Here is a 20,592-nt window from a genome sequence, read left to right as displayed (position 1 = left end):
TCTGTAAACGATCCACCGGGAGGCAGTCGTGACATCCAACCGCGAGATGATCGAGCGTGACCTGAAGGCCGTCTGGCACCCCTGCACCCAGATGAAGGACCACGAGACGCTCCCACTCATTCCGTTCAAGCGCGGTGAAGGCGTCTGGCTCTACGACTTTGACGGCAACCGCTACATCGATGCGGTCAGCTCCTGGTGGGTAAACCTGTTCGGGCATGCCAACCCGCGCATCAACGAGGCCATCAACCAGCAGACCCAGCAGCTTGAGCACGCCATGCTTGCCGGTTTTACCCATGAACCGGTGATCGACCTCTCCGAACGCCTGATCGATGTGACGCCCGAAGGACTCAACCGCTGTTTCTATGCGGACAACGGCTCCTCGGCCATCGAGGTGGCGCTCAAGATGAGCTACCACTATTTCCGCAACACTGGAAAGCCCGAAAAGAAGAACTTCATCAACATCTCCAACAGCTACCACGGCGAAACCCTGGGCGCACTCGCCCTGAGCGATGTGGGCCTTTACCGCGAGACCTACGAACCGCTGCTGATGGAGATGCTCACCGCCCCGGCCCCGGACGCCTTCTACCGCGAGAAGGGCGAGAGCTGGGAGGATTACGCCCTGCGCCAGTTTGAGCACATGGAAAAGCTCATGGCCGAGAACGCGGACAACGTCTGCGCCGTCATCGTCGAGCCGCTGGTTCAGTGCGCCGGCCATATGCGCATGTACGACCCCATCTACCTGAAGAAGCTGCGCGAGGCCTGTGACCGCTACAACATCCACCTGATCGCGGACGAGACCGCCGTGGGCTTCGGCCGCACCGGCACCCTCTTCGCCTGCGAGCAGGCCGGCATCTCACCGGATTTCATGTGCCTGTCCAAGGGCCTGACCGCCGGCTACCTGCCACTGTCGATCACAATGACCACGGACGACGTCTTCGAGGCCTTCTACGATGACTTCGAAACCATGAAGGCGTTCCTTCACTCACACAGCTACACCGGCAACCCCATCGGCTGCGCCGTGGCACGGGCAACCCTGGACATCTTCCGGGATGACAACGTCATCGAGAGCAATCGTGAGAAAGCCCGGATCATGGGCGAGAGCGTGGAACACCTGCGCGAGCACCCGCACGTGGGCGATATCCGCCAGCACGGCATGATCCTCGCCATGGAGCTGGTCAAGGACAAAGCCACCATGGAGCCCTTCCCCTGGCAGGAACGCCGCGGGCTGCGCGTCTACCAGCACTCCATCACCCGCGAGGCACTGCTGCGGCCGCTGGGCAACGTCACCTATTTCATGCCGCCCTACGTCATCAATGAGGACCAGATCCGGCACCTGGCCACCGTGGCCACCGAAGGCATCGACAAGGCCACCAGGGACTGAGGCACTGATGCGGATACCGCGGATCCACACCCCGGAGACTCTGGCGCCGGGCGAGCACACCCTTGCCGGTAACGCCGCCCATCACGCCGGTACCGTCCTGCGCATGAATGCAGGCGACCGAGTGGTGCTGTTCAACGGTGACGGACTGGACTACCCGGCGGAAATCCTCGAGGCCGGCCGCAAGCGGCTTACCGTACACGTTGAGTCGCCCCATGACCCCGGCACCGAATCCCCGCTGGCCATCACCCTGGGTCAGGTCATGTCCCGGGGTGATCGCATGGATTACGCCATCCAGAAGGCCACCGAGATGGGTGTGACCGCCATCCAGCCTCTGGACAGCGCCCGCTGCGAGGTGCGGCTCAACCCGGAACGTGAGCGCAAGCGCCTGAAGAACTGGCAGCAGGTGGCGATCAGCGCCGCTGAACAGTGTGGCCGCGCCCGGATACCGACGATCCATTCCCCCATGAAACTGGCCGACTGGCTCACGCACTGTGACGACGCTATCCGGCTCGTCCTTCACCATGAAGGCCAGCCGGTCCGCAGCCAGGACACCGCGCCCACCTCGGTTGCCCTGCTCATTGGCCCGGAAGGCGGGCTGGATGATTCCGAACTCGATGCCGCCGCAACGGCGGGCTTCGCGCCCCTGGCCCTGGGCCCACGGGTACTGCGCACTGAAACCGCGCCGGTGGCTGCCATTGGCCTGTGCCAGTGGCTGTGGGGCGACTTCCATTCCTCCGGTAAGGAAACTGCTGAATGACGGACCTGCTCACCAACCCGGAATTCTGGAAATACCTGAGCATCCCGGTGATCGCCGCGCTCATCGGCTGGATCACCAACTGGATGGCGATCAAGCTCACCTTCTACCCCAAGGAATTCATCGGCATCCGCCCCTTCCTGGGCTGGCAGGGCATCATTCCCTCCAAGGCCGAAAAGATGGCCCGCATCGCCGTGGATTCCACCATCGCCAAGATCGGCACCGTCCAGGAGATCTTCGAGTACATCGATCCACGCGTTCTGACCCAGCACATCGTGGACCACACCGTGCCACGCACCGACGAATACGTGGACGAGATCATGCTCGCCGAACACCCGACCTTCTGGGAAAACCTGCCCCAGAAAGCGCGGGAAATGATCTACCAGCGGGTCCGGGACCGGTCCCCCGAACTGGTGGACAACCTGGTCGATGACTTCTCCGACAACGCCGAGGATCTGCTCGACATCCAGAACATGGTAGTCACCCAGCTGAGCGAGGACCGCTCCCTGCTCAACCGCATCTTCCTCGAGTGCGGCGAGAAGGAGTTCCGCTTCATCATCAACTCCGGGCTCTACTTCGGCTTCGCCTTCGGCATCATCCAGATGATCGTCTGGTACTATTTCCAGGCCGGCTGGATCCTGCCCTTCTTCGGGCTTCTGGTGGGCTGGGCCACCAACTGGATCGCGCTCAATTTCATTTTCCGCCCGCTCTACCCTGTGAAGATCGGCCCCTTCCGACTGCAGGGCCAGTTCCTGCGCCGTCAGCCCGAGGTGGCCCAATCCTTCTGCCACATTGTCACCCACGAGATCCTGACCGTGGGCAACCTGGTGGATGCCATTCTCAATGGCCCGAAAGCCGACCGCGCCCGCAACCTGGTGCGCAAGCACATGAAAAAGCTGGTGGATGAGACCGCCGGCATGGGCAAGGCCTTCACCCAGATGGCTTTCGGCCCCACCTCCTTCGCCAACCTCAAGCAGCGCGTGGGCGATCTGTCCATCGAAATCGCGAGCGAAACCTTCGACGACCCCATGTTCGCCAACGACCGGGCCGCCGCCGTGGAGGACATCATGCGCCGGCGCATGGAGGAACTCTCACCCGCGGAATTCCAGGAGCTGCTGCGCCCCTGTTTCCAGGAGGACGAGATCAAGCTGATCGCCGCCGGCGCTGCCCTGGGTTTCCTGGCGGGGCTGGCGCAGCTGACCTTCATCTTCGGGGCGACGATGTTTTGAAATTGTTTACATCCTGACCAACGCATAAAGTGAGTGCAGCCGATAGAATCACCTTCCCCTATCCCCCCTCTGACAGGTGAACGATGTCCCTGCGCCGCAGTTCCCGAACCTCACTGTTCATGTCTCTGCTGTTCAGCATCCTGCTCCTGTCCACGGAGGCATCCGCGCAGACGGAACCCGAGCCACTGGAATTCGGCTATATTCACCTGCCGCCTTTCGGGTACACGGACAGTGAGGGCCAGTCGAAGGGATACCTTGTAGAGCTGGCTCGCCAGGTATTCAGTGCCATGGATCAGCCCGTGCGCTTCGTACAGCACCCGGCCACCCGCCTCTATCGCCAGATTGACTCCGGCGAGACCGCTTTCACACTGGCTGCAGCCGACCTGCACCGACTGAAAAACACTGCGGTCGAGGCCGAAGAACCCGCCATCACCCTCAACCTGACCGTGTACCACCGCAAGGACACCCAACCCGTGAGCGATGTGGAGCAACTGAAGGGCCATCACGTAGTGCTGATGAAAGGCTACTCCTACGGTCAGCTCGGGCGCTTCTTTGAGGCTGAAAGCGATGCCATGCGCATCACTGAGGCCCGAACGCACCAGTCAGCGCTCCAGATGATCCAGTTTGGGCGTGCCGACTACCTGCTGAACTACCAGACGTCGGCGGACACCACCATTGCCCAGCATGGGCTCACCGGCCTTGAGAGCGATGTCATCGCTCGACTGGATGTCCATTTCTTCGTCTCAAAGATGCTGGCAAACGCTCAGGCCCTGGCTGATGATTGGGATCAGAACCTGAGAGACCTCAAGCAGCACGATCGGATGCCGTCTAAAGAGACCTACAACATCAAGAGCCCGTAGACCAGGCTCAATCGCGCCTGATACTGAACCCGCTCAGAAGCTGATCCATTTCCGTCGCCAGGGCGCGCAGCTCGGACGCGGATTCGCGGGTCTCACCCGATTTCTCCGCCACGGTTCGATTCTCATCCGCCGCGGACTGGACACTGCCACTGATCTCATCCGCAGCGGAGGACTGCTGTTCCGCGGCAGCAGCAATCTGCTGGCTCAAACCACTGAGGTCGTTCACCAGCGTCTCCAGTTCCTGGGCGCCCTCACTGACCCGCTCCATCTGCTGCAGCGCCTCGCCCGAGCGGGTGGTCCCCATGTCGATCGCCGCCAGCGCCTGCTCACTGCCCTCGTTGAGCTGGGCCACAATGGATTGCACCTGCTGCGTGAAGGACTGGGTGCGCTGGGACAGGCTGCGCACTTCATCAGCCACAACCGCGAAGCCCCGCCCGTGCTCACCCGCACGCGCCGCCTCTATGGCCGCATTGAGCGCCAGCAGGTTGGTCTGGTCGGAGATTTCATTGATGGCGCTCACGGCCCCGTGGATTTCCGCCACCTGATCACTCAGTCGGCGGATCACGCTACTCGCCTGCTCCATGGCCTCGTTACTGGCCCGGGTCACCTGGTGGGCCTGATCGGCATCCTGGCGGCTGGCGCCCACGTGGGCCGCTGCACGGGTGGCCGCCTCGGAGCCCTGGGCCGCATTGTCCGCGACCCCCCTGACCGAGGAGCTCATCTGCTCCATGGCCGAAGCCGCCTGCGTGGTCTGGCCCTGAAGGTTATCCGCCGCGGCAAGAGTTCCCTGGCTGAGCTCATCCACATTGCCGGAAACGGACTGAAGCCTCCGGGAGAGCCCGGTAGCGTCGCGGACCAGCCCTTCAAACTGTTCCATCAACCGATCAAAGGCCGTGGCACTGGCATCCTGCCCGCCAGCATCCAGGCGCACACTCAGATCCCCATCCCCGGCAACGCGTTCCACCAGTTCACGCATACGGTGGGTTCGCTCTTTCTCCGCGCCCAGAAGCCGCGCCAGGAATACGAGCACGGAAGCCTCAAACACCACGAAGGCCGCGTGCAGGAAAGCCACCCCCCAGCTGCAGTCATGGCTGAAAATCATCAGTGGCATACCACCGACGGACACGCCCTCCAGCTGCAGTGCCGTCATCACCATATGGTGGACAGCAATCACGAGGGCACCAGCGACAACCGGCAGCCAGTCCCGGTAGAGAATCACAAAGGCGAGGGCACCAAAGATGTGGAAGTGCATCTCAATGCGCCCCATCTGGGCCTGGATCATGATCGCCGAAAACGCCATGAGCGCCATTGCCACAACGACGGAGAACGCACGCTGACCCTTCAGAGCCGCGTGGGCGAGGGCCACGAGCAATCCCAGGACCACGGAAGCCGTCAGAGCAAACGCCGTGGTTTCATACCCCCAGGGAATGATCAGCCCGACAACGGGCACGTGGGCCAGAAGCAGGCCAAGCATCAGTCTGTCATTGGGCAGGCGTTCATGCGCCTGTTGATTCAGGGTCGTCATGGGTTACTACTCCCGGAGCCGGTTGTCCTGCTGTCAAGGAAAGCAGATCCAGCAGGATCCGGTCCAAACACAGGGCGAAAAGAGGCGTCATTGCTGCCCCGGAGGAAAAGAACCTCAACAAGGGGCAGCTTCTGATAGAGCCATGTGGGGGAGGAGTACGCGCAGGCTTCCGGGAGGGATCAGCCATCAGACGCTGCACGACCCAGGATCATCGCACCCAGTCCGCCAGTGTCTGCGTAAGCCGGGCATCCGCAATCTCTTCCATCTGCGGCGCATCCACAGCCGGCAGACGCGCGAGCAACCCGTCCTCATCCGCCCGGGCGGCGCTGAGGATATCCACCAGGCGGATCCGGTCAAGGGACCGGGCGGGGATCAGTTCCTCACCATCATCCCCGCCAGGGTGGAGGATGCCGGCACGGATCAGTTTGTCGCTCACGTGCTGGGTGATGTCCCCGGGAATGCCGAAATCCAGCGCCAGAAGCTCCTGGCGGGGTGGCTTATCGCCCTGGTCAAAGGCTTTCGCGACGCGCTCCATCAGCGCCAGCGCCAGGCGCTCCTCCACCTGCGGTGACGACCGCACTTCCCGACGCGAGGAGATCGCCTGTTCGTGCTGGTGGTAATAGCTGATGCTGGCGCCTGAAAGCAGGATGATCCAGTTGATGTAGAGCCAGATCAGCAGGAGGATGCCAATGGCAAAGCTGGAGTAGATCGCCTCGTAGCGGCTGGCATTCACCGCAAAGGAGGCGAAGGCGAGGCTCGCGGCCTGCCAGGCCACACCCGCGACAAGCCCGCCCACGAAGGCACTCTGGAAGCGGACCCGGGTATTCGGCACAAAGGCATAGACAAAGGTGAAAGCGATCACCGTGATCAGGAAGGGGGTGGAGCGGCTGACCACGGCGATAAGGGTGCCGAAGGGCTCGATGGCGCTGAGCTGCTGGACGATGTCGGAGCCGAAGACCGTGGCCGAGAGGCCAATGCCGGCCACCATCAGGAGCGGGCCGATGGTGATCACGCTCAGGTAGTTGGAGAACCGCTGCCCGAGTGAGCGGCCCATCGGGGCACGCCAGACCATGTTGAAGGAGCGCTCGATCTTCTGAACCAGAGCGATCACGGTATAGACCAGAAGGAGCAGCCCCACCGACCCGAGCACGCCGACCTTGATATTGTCCACGAAGGTGATGACCTGCTCGGCAATCTCGGTTCCCTGTCGACCCAGGGGTTCAAAGAACTGGTACAGCACTGGCGTGAGCTGGTTGTGCACGCCCATGGCCTTGAGCACGGAGAAACTCAGTGCCAGCAGCGGCACCATTGAGAGGAGTGTGGTGTAGACCAGGCTCATGGCGTGGAGGTTGAGCTGACCGGCCATCAGGTCCCGGACCACGGCATAGGCGACGCGCAGCTGGCGGCGGGCAAAGGCCACCGAACGGGGGTGCTCGGCGTCCGGCTTTTCCAGCAGCCAGTTCTCCCATTCCTTAAGACGTGCGGTCAGGTACTCGGGTATCACGTGCTGCCCCTGTTAATCGCCGTTGATGGTGGCCACGACCCTGCGGGCCCCGCCGTTGTTGCGGTGTTCGCCCAGATAGATCCCCTGCCAGGTGCCCAGAAGCAGCCGGCCCTGCCCGATTGGCAGGCTGAGGGATTCGCCCAGCATCACGGATCGGATATGGGCTGGCATGTCGTCGGGGCCTTCCATTGTGTGTTCGTAGTATGGCGCATTTTCGGGCACGGCGTGCTGGAAGTGGCGTTCCATGTCACCGCGTACGCTGGGGTCGGCGTTTTCGTTCAGGCTCAGGGAGGCGGAGGTGTGCTGGATGAACAGGTGCAGCAGGCCGGTCTGGATGTCGGCGATCTCGGGGAGCTGGTCGAGGACTTCACGGCTGATGAGGTGGAAGCCCTTGGATTTCGGGGATAACTGGAGAATGCGTTGCTGCCACATTGATGGAGTCCCTTACCCTGAGTTCTCAGTCGCGGTACTATTACGCCTTTAAGCTTTACCATACCAGCGTTCCGGTTTGTTGCGGTAAGGGAGCGGGGAGTCCTGCTCGGGAAACGCTGTGAATACATCCCTGTACGCTGCTCTTCCGCCATCCATGGCTCCAGAGCTTCCCGATCAGGACTCCCCGCTCCCTTACTTCAAACGCCCCGGTTAACGCCAAAGCCTGAAAACAATCAGCAGGATAAAAGAGAGTCACGCCATGGCCGAAGACAACAACCGCCGCTATTCCAGCCAAGTCGTCGATGGAGTCGGCAAATCCGCCAGCCGGGCGATGCTCCGGGCGGTGGGGTTCGAGGACGAGGATTTCCAGAAGAACCAGATCGGGATCGCCTCCACCTGGAGCATGGTCACGCCCTGCAACATGCACATCAATAAACTGGCGGAACACGCAGGCGCCGGGGCGGATGAGGCCGGTGGCAAGAGTGTGATTTTCAACACCATCACCATCTCGGACGGCATCGCCAACGGCACCGAGGGAATGAAGTATTCGCTGGTATCGCGCGAGATCATCGCGGACTCGGTGGAGGCGGTGACCGGTTGTGAGGGCTTTGACGGGCTGGTGACGCTTGGCGGTTGCGACAAGAACATGCCAGGGCTGGTCATGGGTATGGCGCGACTGGACCGGCCTTCGGTGTTTGTTTACGGCGGCACCATCCAGCCGGGCGAGAACCACACGGACCTGGTGTCGGTGTTCGAGGCAGTTGGCGCCTACACCAAGGGCGACAAGTCGCTGATCGACGTGAAGCAGATCGAGGAAACGGCGATTCCGGGACCCGGTTCCTGTGGTGGTATGTACACGGCCAATACCATGGCCTCGGCCATTGAGGCGCTGGGGCTGAGTCTGCCGGACAGTTCGGCGCAGAACGCGGTGTCGAAGACCAAGGAAGAGGACTGCCGGGCTGCCGGTGCGGCGGTGCTGGACCTGATCGCGAAGGACATCAAGCCTTCGGACATCATGACCCGCGCGGCGTTCGAGAACGCCATCACCGTGGTCATCGCTCTGGGCGGCTCCACCAACGCGGTGCTGCACCTGCTGGCCATGGCCAACACCATTGGCGTGGAGCTGTCGCTGGATGACTTCACCGAGATCGGCAAGCGCGTCCCGGTGCTGGCGGACCTGCGTCCGAGCGGGCAGTACATGATGTCCGAGCTGGTCGCCATCGGCGGCATCCAGCCGCTGATGAAGATGCTGCTTGATCGCGGCCTGCTTCACGGCGGCTGCCTGACGGTGACCGGTAAGACACTCGCCGAGAACCTTGAAGGCGTGGAGCCCTACCCGGAGAGCCAGGACATCATTCACAGCTTCGACAACCCCATCAAGCCGGACAGCCACCTGCGGATCCTCTACGGCAACCTCTCGCCCACCGGCGCGGTGGCCAAGATCACCGGCAAGGAAGGCACGCACTTCACCGGCACCGCGCGCTGCTACCAGTCCGAGGAGGAAGCCCAGGCGCGGATCAACGACGGCACCGTGCAGGCCGGCGACGTGGTGGTCATCCGCTACGAAGGACCCAAGGGTGGCCCCGGCATGCGCGAGATGCTCACGCCAACCTCCGCCATCATGGGCCGCGGCCTGGGCGACCAGGTAGCGCTGATCACCGACGGGCGCTTCTCCGGCGGCAGCCACGGCTTTGTGGTGGGCCACGTCACCCCCGAAGCGGTCGACGGCGGCCCCATCGCCCTTCTCCAGGACGGCGATACCATCACGATCGACGCCGAAACCAACCGGATCGATGTCGATATCAGCGATTCCGAACTGGAGCAACGCCGCGCCCAGTGGCAGAAACCGGCCCCCAAATACCGCCGCGGCGCCCTGGCCAAATACGCCAAGACCGTGAATTCCGCCTCTGAGGGCGCGGTAACGGATATGCCGGACTGACTGCCGCAGCGCATCCGCGAAACCATCGCGCGCGAGGCGCGCTCCTACAGTGGGCCCTTTCCCATTTCCGTCGGAGCGTGCCCCGCACGCGATACCCCCAGATTCGTCTGCAAGCAGACTCCTACAACATCGCGGATCCCATGCATAAACGTCAAAGCGCCGGAGTGGGGTGCTCCTTTCCGGGAGGCTCGATGGCAGGGATGCCATCGCGCCAGCGTACAGGGATGTATCGACAGCGGTCCCGGAAAGGAGCACCCCGCTTCGGCGTCTCAACCACCCAGAAGCCAGCAATCCTGCCGCGGCCAGCCCGTTACGCCCCCGAAAAGATCAAACCTTAATCCACACGCCCCTGTTCAACCCCACCACCGTCTACTAATCTCAATGGAAAGCACCCCGGCCGCGAACGGGTCACAGAAACGTCAATCAGACTCGCAACCCGCGCCGGCTTACCCATAATTGAAGACAGAACCCAACGGAACAGAGGCATGATGAACTGACACCATCAGGGGCGAGTGCGGCCAGCGCAGGCACCACCCCTTACCCAGGTCACAGCAAGGGGGCCAAGCATGAGCATACTGCAGCGCTATCAGGACCGTTACGAGGCAACCAAGGAAGAGGAAATGAGCCTCGAGGAATACCTCAGCATCTGCAAAGAGGATCCCTCCGCCTACGCCACCGCCGCCGAGCGCATGCTGCTCGCCATCGGCGAGCCGGAACTTGTCGACACCTCCCGCGACCCGCGCCTCTCCCGGATCTTCCAGAACAAGGTTATCAAGCGCTATCCGGAATTCTCCGAGTTCTACGGCATGGAAGAAGCCGTGGAGAACATCGTTTCGTACTTCCGCCACGCCGCCCAGGGCCTGGAGGAGAAGAAGCAGATCCTGTACCTGCTCGGCCCTGTCGGCGGCGGCAAGTCCTCGCTGGCCGAGAAGCTCAAGCACCTGATGCAGAAAGTGCCCTTCTACGCCATCAAGGGCTCGCCCGTGAACGAATCCCCCCTCGGGCTGTTCGACCCGGAAGAGGACGGCCCCATCCTCGAGGAGGAGTACGGGATTCCCCAGCGCTACCTCAAGCCCATCATGTCGCCCTGGGCGGTCAAGCGCCTGCACGAATACGGCGGCGACATCAGCCAGTTCCGGGTGGTCAAGAAATACCCCTCCATCCTGGACCAGGTGGCCGTGGCCAAGACCGAGCCCGGCGACGACAACAACCAGGACATCTCGGCGCTGGTCGGCAAGGTCAACATCCGCATGCTGGAGGACTTCAGCCAGGACGACCCGGACGCCTACAGCTTCAGCGGCGGCCTGAACCGCGCCAACCAGGGCATCATGGAATTCGTGGAGATGTTCAAAGCGCCCATCAAGGTGCTGCACCCGCTGCTGACCGCCACCCAGGAAGGCAACTACAACACCACCGAAGGCATGTCCTCGATCCCGTTCGACGGCATCATCCTCGCCCACTCCAACGAGTCCGAGTGGCAGACCTTCCGCAACAACAAGAACAACGAAGCCTTTCTGGACCGGGTGAACATCGTCAAGGTGCCCTACTGCCTGCGCGTGACCGAGGAACAGCAGATCTACGAGAAGCTGCTGCGCGAAAGTTCCCTGGCCGGTGCCCCGTGTGCGCCGGACACCCTGAGCATGCTGGCCCAGTTCACAGTGCTGTCACGGCTGGTGGAGCCGGAGAACTCCAGCATCTACTCCAAGATGAAGGTCTACGACGGCCAGAACATCAAGGACACCGATCCCAAGGCCAAGTCCATCCAGGAGTACCGGGATGCCGCCGGCGTGAACGAGGGTATGGACGGCCTGTCCACTCGTTTCGCGTTCAAGATCCTGTCCAAGGTGTTCAACTTCGACACCACCGAGGTGGCCGCCAACCCGGTGCACCTGCTGTACGTGCTGGAGAAGCAGATCGAGCAGGAACAGTTCCCGCCGGAGACCCACGAGCGCTACCTGCGCTTCATCAAGGAATTCCTGGCGCCGGAGTACGTCGAGTTCATCGGCAAGGAAATCCAGACCGCCTACCTCGAGTCCTACTCCGAGTACGGCCAGAACCTGTTCGACCGTTACGTGACCTATGCGGACTTCTGGATCCAGGACCAGGACTACCGGGATCCGGAGACCGGCGAGATGTTCGACCGCGCGGCCATCAATGAGGAACTGGAAAAGATCGAGAAGCCGGCCGGCATCAGCAACCCCAAGGACTTCCGCAACGAGGTGGTCAACTTCGTGCTGCGGGCACGGGCCAGCAACAACGGCCAGAACCCGTCCTGGCTCAGTTACGAGAAGCTGCGCAGCGTGATCGAACAGAAGATGTTCTCGAACACCGAGGAGCTGCTGCCGGTGATCTCGTTCAATCCCAAGGCCTCCGAGGAGGATCAGCGCAAGCACCAGCAGTTCGTGGACCGGATGATCGAACGGGGCTACACCGAGAAGCAGGTCAAGCTGCTGGCGGAGTGGTACCTGCGCGTCCGGAAATCCCAGTAGGGTAAGCAGGTGTCTGCATGGGCATGAGTCACGTTGTTGACCGCCGCCTCAACGGCAAGAACAAGAGCGCGGTGAACCGGAACCGGTTCCTGCGCCGCTACCGCAAGCACATCAAGCAGGCGGTATCCGAAGCCGTTCACAACCGCTCCATCACGGACATGGAGCAGGGCGAGCAGGTCAGTATCCCGAGCGAGGACATCCACGAGCCGGTGTTCCACCACGGCGCCGGCGGCAACCGCGAGATGGTTCATCCGGGCAATAAGGAGTTCGTCACCGGCGACCGCCTGCCCAAGCCCGACGGCGGCTCCGGTGGCGGCAGCGGCGAGGGCCAGGCCAGCGACCAGGGCGAGGGCATGGATGAGTTCGTCTTCCAGATCACCCAGGAGGAGTTCCTGGACTTCCTGTTCGACGACCTGGAACTGCCCTTTCTGGTGCGCAAGAAGCTCAAGAGCGCGGACTCGTACCAGTACGTCCACGCCGGCTTCACCACTGACGGTACCCCAGCCAAACTCAACGTCGTGCGCTCACTGCGCAAGGCCTACGCCCGGCGCATCAGCCTGGCCGGCAAGCGCAAGCGCCGGATCAGGGAGCTGGAGCAGCAGATCGCGGCTCTGGAAGCCCAGCCGGACTCGGATGACCCGGCCTTCTCCAGGGAACGCCAGATCGAAGGCCTGCAGGAGGAGCTGGACGAACTGCGCCGGCAGGTGAAGCGCATCCCCTGGATCGACGAGATCGACCTGCGCTACCGCCAGCACCGCAGGGAGCCCAAGCCCTCCACCAGCGCGGTCATGTTCTGCCTGATGGACGTCTCCGGCTCCATGACCCAGGTGCACAAGGACATTGCCAAGCGCTTTTTCATCCTGCTGTACCTGTTCCTGCAGAAAAACTACAAGCGCATCGAGGTGGTGTTCATACGCCACCACACCGCCGCCAAGGAAGTGGATGAGGAGGAGTTCTTCTACTCCCGCGAGACCGGCGGCACCATCGTGTCGAGCGCGCTCAAGCTGATGCACCGGATCATTGAGGAACGCTACCCCAGCGACGACTGGAACATCTACGCGGCCCAGGCCTCGGACGGCGACAACTGGAACGACGACTCGCCCATCTGCCGCAGACTGCTCGAGGAGAAGATCCTGCCCATGGTGCAGTACTACTCGTACGTGGAGATCACCCCCCACGAGCACCAGGCCCTTTGGGAGGAGTACGAAACGGTACAGGCGAACTTCCCGGACCGCTTCGCCATGCAGCAGCTGTCGGACGCCAGCGAGATCTACCCGGTTTTCCGCAAGCTGTTCGAGCCCAAAACCGCCTGATCACGAACCGTAGGAGCGGCCATGGCCGCGATCACGGGAATAAAGACACGGGAATCGCGGCTATAGCCGCTCCTACAGACAACACAAACCCGTAAGAGCGGCCACGGCCGCAACCACGTGAACAGAAACACGGGCTATGAGGTGGCTATGAGCATACCAATATCCAGCGGCTCCGACTGGTCCTTCGAGCTGATCGAGGAATACGACCGCGAGATCGCCCGCATTGCCGCCGACTTCGGCCTGGATACCTACCCCAACCAGATCGAGGTGATCAGCGCCGAACAGATGATGGATGCCTACAGCTCCGTGGGCATGCCCGTGGGCTATCACCACTGGTCCTTCGGCAAGCAGTTCATGGCCACCCAGAAGGGCTACCGGCGCGGCCAGATGGGACTGGCCTACGAGATCGTGATCAACTCCAACCCCTGCATCGCCTACCTCATGGAGGAAAACACCATGATGATGCAGGCGCTGGTGATCGCCCACGCCAGCTATGGCCACAACTCGTTCTTCAAGAACAACTACCTGTTCCGAAGCTGGACGGACGCCAGCTCCATCATCGACTACCTGATGTTCGCCCGGAACTACGTGGCCGAATGCGAGGAGCGCTACGGTGTGGAGGAAGTGGAGGCCATCCTCGACTCCTGCCACGCGCTGATGAACCAGGGTGTGGACCGCTACAAGCGCCCCGCCCCCATCTCCGCCGAAGAGGAGCGCCGCCGCCAGAAGGAACGCGAGGAATACCGCCAGGAGCAGGTCAACGACCTCTGGCGCACCATCCCCGATATGGGGGGCGACGACGACCCCGAGTCCCAGAAGCGACGCTTTCCGGCCGAACCCCAGGAGAACCTGCTCTACTTCATCGAGAAAAACGCCCCACTGCTCGAAACCTGGCAGCGTGAGCTGGTGCGCATCGTGCGCAAGATCGCCCAGTACTTCTACCCGCAGCGCCAGACCCAGGTGATGAACGAGGGCTGGGCCAGCTTCTGGCACTACACCATCGTGCACCGGATGTACGACGAGGGCCTGGTGGACGACGGCTTCATGCTGGAATTTCTGCAGAACCACACCGCTGTGATCTACCAACCGCCGTTCGACAGCCCCTACTACTCCGGGCTCAACCCCTACACGCTCGGATTCAACATCTACATGGACCTAAAACGCATGTGCGAGAACCCGACCGAGGAGGATCAGGCGTGGTTCCCGGACATCGCCGGCAGTGACTGGCAGCAGACCCTGGATTTCGCCATGCGCAACTTCAAGGACGAGAGCTTCATCCTCCAGTACCTCTCGCCCAGGGTGATCCGGGATCTCAAACTATTCGCCATTGCTGACGAGGAAGGCGACGATGCCTACGAGATCAAGGCCATTCATGACGACCGCGGTTACCGGCGCGTGCGCGAGAAGCTCGCGCGCCAGTACAACCTCAGCTACAAGGACCCGAACATCCAGGTCTGGAACGTGAACACCCGCGGCGACCGCTCCCTGCTGCTGCGCCACACCCGGGTGGACGGCATCCCCATGGCGGACGATGATACCCAGGAGGTGCTCAAACACGTGCACCGGCTCTGGGGCTTCGATGTGGTTCTGGAGAGTGTGGACAACGGCGAGGTCAAGGAACGCTATCGCATGCCGCCCGAGGGCGGCAGCCACAACAACGCCGCCTGATCAGGATCGCAGCTGTAGCTGCTCCTACAAACAACAACCCGTAGGAGCGGCCACGGCCGCGACCCACAATCGCAGCTGTAGCTGCCCCTACAGACAACAACCGTAGGAGCGGCCACGGCCGCGACCCAATCGCAGCTGTAGCTGCTCCTGCAGACAACAACCGTAGGAGCGGCCATGGCCGCGACCCTTTACACCATCAGAAACGCAGCGACAGACCGCCGATCACCCCGAAATTGCCATCGTAATAGTCCGCTTCCGCCAGCACGCTCACATTGGGCTGCCAGCGGTAGCGGGCAGTACCGGTGAATCCGAGGTAGTCCAGATCGCCGGTGATGTAGCGCGCCGAGGCGCCGATCTCCAGGTCCCGGTGCAGCTGGCGCCGTATACCACCGCGCAGGCCCGGTGCGGTGTCATCGCTGGATACACTGGCACATGAACGCACAAAGTTGCCGCCGGGGCGCATAACACTCCGACAACGCTCCACTTCAATATCCTGATACTCCAGCGTCAGGCCGCCCCAGACATCCGTCCGGTGATCCACCGAATAGCGATACCCTCCGCCTCCATGCAGGGCCGTGACATCAATATCCCCCGTCAGCGCCTTGAGCCCGCCAAACATGAACCACTGCGTGTTCAGCGCCCGGCTGCCCCGCACCTGGGCCCCCAGCAGTGGCTCGCTCTCGAAGTTCGGATACAGTGCCAGACCGGCTTCCGCGTAGGAAAAGGATGGGCCCTGGGCCCAGACAGGCATCGCCAGAACGGCCAGCAACGCCACAAAAAACCTGGATGACATAGTCTTCACTCTCCCTTACTGCCACGGAATACGCAGCGTTGAGGATAACGCTCTGTCATGGCGGGAACAGGCTACTACCCCACAAATGTGTTTCCTGTCACAGGTTTAATTGAACCAGTCGCAGCCCCGCGTTTACATTGCTTTTGCAATACAGACCTGACAACCATGCAGCTCAACACCAAGGAGAGCACCATGAACAAGATGTTCCGTGTTACCACTCTGGCGCTGACAACCGCCGCTGTTTCCACCGGTGCACTCGCCCAGAACCAGAGCTACAACGAACCCACGCGTGGCTTCATGCTCGAGCGCGGCACCACGGCCCCCAACAAAAAGGCCAGTGTTGATCTGCGCACCGGGGGTGATCAGGACTTCAGTGCCGGTGTACGGCTGGGACTGCCCGGCTCCGAGCTGGTTCTCAACCACAGCCGTATCAACCCACGCACCAGTCAGAATGAAGCGCTGTTCAAGGTGGGACTGCGCCCCCTGCAGGCCGGCGATGACGTGGTGATTGACTGGGCGGCCTACGGTGCGGTTGCCCACTACGATTCAGACGATGCCCAACAACAGCAGGGTTATACCGAGGAAAGCACTACCAACCTGGGTGCCGGCGCCGCCTTCACGGCCGACATCGACCGGTTCATCCTCAACTTCAACCCGGAACTGGTGTTCGACGACGGTGCCCGGAATGACGCCAGTGATGCCTACCTGAACCTGGGCATGGGCGCCCACTACGCCCTGCCGGAGACTGATTTCGGGCGCTTTGAGCCCGGCCTTGAGGTCAACGTGACGACCCGGGAAGACCGCTTCGGCGACAGCGTGGACCCCTCGCTGATGCTGGGCACCCGTTGGTTGTACAACGAAAATGTGACCCTGGATGTGTCGATGATCCAGGCCACCCCGAACAACGGTCTGGCGGATGCCTCTACCGAGGTCAGCATCCCTGGCTATATCCGGCTGAACGTCGCCTTCTGAGGTGCACCAGGGCAGCACGACACACCGCGGGCGGCTTCGGCCGCCCGCTTTTCATCCATCCAGCGCCGCGCGTGCCGCCTCGCTGTTATAGAACCCTTCCAGCCGACGCCGAACAATCCCCTCCAGCAGGCCACTGGCCTTCAGTGCTTCCAGAGCCCGGGGCAGGACCGCGTCCAGTTCCGTCATGATGGTTGACTGGTCAATGTTGAACTCGTTCAGCAGATCACCCAGGGTGCGGTCTCCATAACGCTCGAACAGCTGGTTCACCACCGTTTCGTAGGCGTTGCGGTAGTAATCGCTCTTGCGGAAGGCCAGCCAGTAGTCGTAGCCCATCACCACAAACTCGCTCCACTCAACCTCACCAAGGCCCTGCTCCAGCTCGGAGAGGGGACGGTCGCTGAACGTATCCCAGGCATCCATCACGCTGGCCTTGATCTCCTCATCCGTAAGCTGCTCCGCCAGGAAGTCCGCGCTGTGGCGTGCGAGCTTCTCAACGTTGCGCGAGATGTAGCCCTTGATGCTTTTCTCCCAGACATCGTCCAGCCCGGAGACGGCCCTGTTGAGCACCTTCGAGCTGAACTTAAGCGCCGAGCTCACCCCCGGCACCCGCCGGCTCAGAAGGTTCTCCTCGTACACGTAGCGCACGATGGCCTCGTACATCAGGTTGGCCACCAGCTCCTTGTACACCGGCTGCTCCAGCATCCGGTCAATCAGCTTCTGGCGCTGTTCCCTGAGAAGCAGCACCTGGTCCACGAAGGCCTCCAGCCGCTGGCGGTCCATCAGATCACCCGGTGTGGCATCCCGGTGGAACTGCGAGCCAACCACATCCTGGGTAAAGGTGGCCGCCATCTCGGGGATAATCGGCGGCATCTCCCGTTCCACGGTATGGCGGTAAATGATGGCATTGACCGTGTCCGCACTGATCACCTCGTTCAGCCGGATGCTGTTGGCTGCCTCAAGGGCATGGCCCAGTTCCCTTTCCAGGTCCTCGCGCAGCGCGTCATGATCCATCCGCGCCATTTCGTGCTGCACGTGCGCCTCGAGAAGCCGATCAAGGATCGGGCCGGCATCGTTCTCTGTCATAATCAACCTCTCTTCAGATCCCTTCAGAGCAGCTGCGGTCCAGTCGCGGCCATGGCCGCTCCTACGGGCCCCCTGTGTAGGAGCAGCTACAGCTGCGATTCGACCGCGGCAATGGCCCCCTACGGACCTCTGTACAGGAGCAGCTACAGCTGCGATTCAGTACTGGCTACTCCAACGCGACACGGAAACAGCAAACCACAGAACACCTTGCATTGCATTTGCCTTTGCGACCGGGGCTGTCGGCGAGCCCCCCACGTTGACAGGGTGCATCGCAGCGGCTATATCTCTGCTCAGATGAATCAAACCCTTACCGCGCATTCCAGCAAAAGAGGCAACCAATGAATCGACTTCTTCCCGCCGTCGCACTGCTCGCCACCGCCGTTCCCTTCCAGGCGAACGCCAGCGGGGACTATGAGTATCCCTACTCCGGCATTGGCGGCGGCATGGCATCACTGGCCGATGCCTGCGACAACCAGGGCTCCGACTGTGACGATGGGACCACGGCTTTCCGCGTCTACAGCGGTGCGCGGCTGCTTTCGAACTTCGGCGTGGAAGTGGGCTATACCCAGAGTCAGGACTTTGAGCTGAACGATACAACAGACACGGAACTCAGCCTGCACGGACTGGATGTAACCGGCCTCGTTCACCTGCCGCTGGGTAACCGGATGGACGTCTTTGCCAAAGCCGGCGGCTTCTTCTGGGACTCAGAACTGGACATAGCGACAGCAACGGTGGATAACACCGGCATCAGTCTGCGAACCGGTGTCGGTGCCCAGGTGGGTATAACCGAGCACCTCTATATCCGCGCGGACTACGACTACGTCCCCAACGTTGACTACAGCGACGGGGCACTGGATGAGGACGACCTGAGCCTGATCACCGGCTCGATCCAGTATCACTTCTGACACCGCATCTCGGTTTATCCCCATGGCCCGGACTGCGCTCCGGGCCTAGCCTGCTCCACAACGGCATACAGCAACACCCTTCTGTAGGAGCGGCCATGGCCGCGATCGAAAGGCGGTCACAGGCAATCGCGGCCATGGCCGCTCCTACGGGGGTACTGTCAGGGGGATCCCATGAACGACCGCACCAGGGACATCGGCCTGCTGGTCCTGCTCTGGCTGGCAGGGCTCTACATGCGCCTGCCCATACTGGTGGCTCCCGCCCTGGCACCGGCCATCGGCGAAGAACTGGCCCTGAGCCAGACCCACATCGGGGCACTGACCACCCTGCCGGTTCTGATGCTCGCCCTGGGGGCACTCGCGGGGTCGCTCCTGATCATGCGCATGGGCCCACGCAACGCACTGGCAGCTGCCCTGGCCGTGGTCGGCGTCATGTCGGCAACCCGGGGGCTCGCCCAGGGCCCCGTCCTGTTGTTGGGCGCCAGTGCCGTCATGGGTCTGGCGATAGCCGTCATGCAGCCGTCGCTGCCGGCGCTTCTCCCACGCTGGCTCACTCCCACACGGCTCGCTCTGGGCTCGGCCTGTTACATGAACGGCATGCTGATGGGCGAGTTCATCGGCGCCGGCCTGACTCTGCCGGTCATCATGCCGCTGACCGGAAACAGCTGGCGACTGACACTGCTTGTGTGGTCGCTGCCGGCCCTGCTGATCGCGCTCCTTCTGATGCTGCCAAAAACCGCCTCCAGCGATGGCAGCGACAGCAGCCAGTGGCTGCCGCGCCTGCGCGACCCGCTGATGTGGAAGCTCGGCCTGCTCCTGGCCGGCACCGCGTCGCTTTTCTTCGGCACCAACGCCTACATGGCCAGCGTCCTTGAGGACCGCGGCGAACTGGCCCGGCTGGACACCACCCTGTTCAGCTTCAACTTCGCGCAGGTCGTCGCCTCGGCCCTGATGCTGTGGATGGCCCGGCACTGGGTCGGCCGGCGCGGCCCAATCCTGTGCAGCGCCGGTCTCAGCGTGGCCGCCATGCTCGGCTTCATCCTGGTCGACGGCTGGCCCGGTGTTGCCTTCGCCGTGGCCATGAGCTTCTTTGCCGGCATCCTGCTCATCCTGATCGTCTCACTGCCACCCCAACTGGTCCCAAGCGCCGAGGCCGGCCGGCTGTCGGCAGGAACCTTCACCATCGGCTACACCGTGGCGTTCCTCGTACCCCTGGGCGGCGGCCTTCTGGCGGACACCACCGGGGCCGCACTCGCCGCCGTGGGATTCATCACCCTGTGCACAGCACTCACTGTTCCTCTGGCATTGCGCCTGAGACTGCCCAACTGATCCGCCAGCCAGCCGAGCTCAGGCCAGCCGCGCCCCATTCGGCACCGGCTTGTCCGGTACTGCGAGCACGACCGCGCCGTCCTCACGATGCAGGCCGGTGACCAGGCACTCCGAGCGGATGGGGCCGATCTGCTTGGCGGGGAAGTTCACCACCGCCAGAACCTGGCGCCCCTCGAGTTCCTCACGGGCGTAAAGATCCGTGATCTGGGCGCTGGATTTGAGAACCCCGAGCCCGGCCCCGAAATCCACGCGCAATTTGTAGGCCGGGCGCCGGGCCTGCGGAAAGTCCTCGACCTCAACAATGGTGCCGGCCCGGATCTGCACCCGCTCGAAATCACCCCACTCAATGGTCTCCATTACAACTCTCTCCAGAGTCAATCCAGGAGCCACGGATTATACCCGGAGCCGATCCCTATCAG

At 62.3% G+C, this 20,592-nt stretch carries 17 protein-coding genes; 11 read left to right on the top strand and 6 right to left on the bottom strand.

Annotated elements, in window-relative coordinates; all coding sequences use genetic code 11:
* Positions 1 to 28 precede the first annotated feature (28 nt).
* The 4 genes from QZ501_RS05640 (at position 29) to QZ501_RS05625 (ending at position 4,224) form a co-directional block, all read left to right on the top strand.
* Positions 29 to 1,381, top strand: coding sequence for an adenosylmethionine--8-amino-7-oxononanoate transaminase (locus QZ501_RS05640; protein WP_295717892.1), 1,353 nt, complete (start codon positions 29 to 31; stop codon positions 1,379 to 1,381).
* A gap of 7 nt (positions 1,382 to 1,388) precedes the next feature.
* Positions 1,389 to 2,138 (top strand): 16S rRNA (uracil(1498)-N(3))-methyltransferase, encoded by a 750-nt coding sequence (locus tag QZ501_RS05635; protein WP_160897815.1) that lies wholly within the window; start codon positions 1,389 to 1,391, stop codon positions 2,136 to 2,138.
* The gene (locus tag QZ501_RS05630; RefSeq protein ID WP_295717889.1) at positions 2,135 to 3,364 is read left to right on the top strand and encodes a hypothetical protein; all 1,230 of its coding nucleotides are present in this window, start codon (positions 2,135 to 2,137) and stop codon (positions 3,362 to 3,364) included. The genes QZ501_RS05635 and QZ501_RS05630 overlap by 4 nt, the downstream gene beginning before the upstream one ends.
* Positions 3,365 to 3,447: 83 nt before the next feature.
* Positions 3,448 to 4,224 (top strand): transporter substrate-binding domain-containing protein, encoded by a 777-nt coding sequence (locus QZ501_RS05625; RefSeq protein ID WP_295717887.1) that lies wholly within the window; start codon positions 3,448 to 3,450, stop codon positions 4,222 to 4,224.
* A gap of 7 nt (positions 4,225 to 4,231) precedes the next feature.
* On the opposite strand, the gene QZ501_RS05620 is transcribed toward QZ501_RS05625, so the two are convergent.
* The 3 genes from QZ501_RS05620 to QZ501_RS05610 all read right to left on the bottom strand — a co-directional run bounded on the left by QZ501_RS05620 (position 4,232) and on the right by QZ501_RS05610 (position 7,685).
* On the bottom strand, positions 4,232 to 5,749 hold the full coding sequence (locus QZ501_RS05620; protein WP_160897813.1) for a methyl-accepting chemotaxis protein: 1,518 nt from the start codon (positions 5,747 to 5,749) through the stop codon (positions 4,232 to 4,234).
* 208 nt (positions 5,750 to 5,957) lie between these two features.
* Positions 5,958 to 7,253, bottom strand: a complete 1,296-nt coding sequence (locus QZ501_RS05615) for a YihY/virulence factor BrkB family protein (RefSeq protein ID WP_202405502.1) — start codon at positions 7,251 to 7,253, stop codon at positions 5,958 to 5,960.
* A 12-nt stretch (positions 7,254 to 7,265) separates the two neighbouring features.
* Entirely contained in the window at positions 7,266 to 7,685 is a 420-nt protein-coding gene (locus QZ501_RS05610) for a secondary thiamine-phosphate synthase enzyme YjbQ (protein ID WP_295717884.1), read from the bottom strand.
* A 259-nt stretch (positions 7,686 to 7,944) separates the two neighbouring features.
* Here QZ501_RS05610 and ilvD point away from each other — a divergent pair, with 259 nt between their 5' ends.
* The 4 genes from ilvD to QZ501_RS05590 all read left to right on the top strand — a co-directional run bounded on the left by ilvD (position 7,945) and on the right by QZ501_RS05590 (position 15,094).
* Positions 7,945 to 9,624 (top strand): dihydroxy-acid dehydratase, encoded by a 1,680-nt coding sequence (ilvD, locus tag QZ501_RS05605; protein WP_295717881.1) that lies wholly within the window; start codon positions 7,945 to 7,947, stop codon positions 9,622 to 9,624.
* A gap of 566 nt (positions 9,625 to 10,190) precedes the next feature.
* Entirely contained in the window at positions 10,191 to 12,113 is a 1,923-nt protein-coding gene (locus QZ501_RS05600) for a PrkA family serine protein kinase (RefSeq protein ID WP_151441365.1), read from the top strand.
* A gap of 23 nt (positions 12,114 to 12,136) precedes the next feature.
* Positions 12,137 to 13,426, top strand: coding sequence for a YeaH/YhbH family protein (locus QZ501_RS05595; RefSeq protein WP_225741767.1), 1,290 nt, complete (start codon positions 12,137 to 12,139; stop codon positions 13,424 to 13,426).
* A 147-nt stretch (positions 13,427 to 13,573) separates the two neighbouring features.
* Positions 13,574 to 15,094 carry a SpoVR family protein gene (locus tag QZ501_RS05590; protein ID WP_295717874.1) on the top strand — a complete coding sequence of 507 codons (1,521 nt, stop codon included), beginning with the start codon at positions 13,574 to 13,576 and terminating at the stop codon, positions 15,092 to 15,094.
* Positions 15,095 to 15,290: 196 nt separating this feature from the next.
* Here QZ501_RS05590 and QZ501_RS05585 read toward each other — a convergent pair whose 3' ends face one another.
* On the bottom strand, positions 15,291 to 15,887 hold the full coding sequence (locus QZ501_RS05585; protein ID WP_295717871.1) for a hypothetical protein: 597 nt from the start codon (positions 15,885 to 15,887) through the stop codon (positions 15,291 to 15,293).
* A gap of 192 nt (positions 15,888 to 16,079) precedes the next feature.
* Here QZ501_RS05585 and QZ501_RS05580 point away from each other — a divergent pair, with 192 nt between their 5' ends.
* Complete coding sequence (locus QZ501_RS05580; protein WP_151441369.1) at positions 16,080 to 16,859, top strand: hypothetical protein; 780 nt, start codon at positions 16,080 to 16,082, stop codon at positions 16,857 to 16,859.
* A 51-nt stretch (positions 16,860 to 16,910) separates the two neighbouring features.
* Here QZ501_RS05580 and QZ501_RS05575 read toward each other — a convergent pair whose 3' ends face one another.
* Entirely contained in the window at positions 16,911 to 17,942 is a 1,032-nt protein-coding gene (locus QZ501_RS05575; protein ID WP_151441370.1) for a hypothetical protein, read from the bottom strand.
* 338 nt (positions 17,943 to 18,280) lie between these two features.
* Between QZ501_RS05575 and QZ501_RS05570 the strand changes: the two genes are divergently transcribed.
* Positions 18,281 to 18,847, top strand: coding sequence for a porin family protein (locus QZ501_RS05570; RefSeq protein ID WP_295717866.1), 567 nt, complete (start codon positions 18,281 to 18,283; stop codon positions 18,845 to 18,847).
* Between the two features lie 171 nt (positions 18,848 to 19,018).
* Positions 19,019 to 20,173, top strand: a complete 1,155-nt coding sequence (locus tag QZ501_RS05565) for an MFS transporter (RefSeq protein WP_160897798.1) — start codon at positions 19,019 to 19,021, stop codon at positions 20,171 to 20,173.
* Positions 20,174 to 20,191: 18 nt separating this feature from the next.
* Here the strand turns inward: QZ501_RS05565 and QZ501_RS05560 are convergent, their stop codons facing one another.
* Positions 20,192 to 20,530: a tRNA-binding protein gene (locus QZ501_RS05560; RefSeq protein ID WP_151441373.1), complete on the bottom strand. Its 339-nt coding sequence runs from the start codon at positions 20,528 to 20,530 to the stop codon at positions 20,192 to 20,194.
* Between the last annotated feature and the right edge of the window lie 62 nt (positions 20,531 to 20,592).

It is taken from the genome of uncultured Halovibrio sp. (assembly GCF_913056445.1).
Taxonomy (GTDB): domain Bacteria; phylum Pseudomonadota; class Gammaproteobacteria; order Pseudomonadales; family Oleiphilaceae; genus Halospina; species Halospina utahensis_B.
Note: the sequence above shows the minus strand (reverse complement) of the source record. Positions and strands in the feature narration are given on the sequence as shown.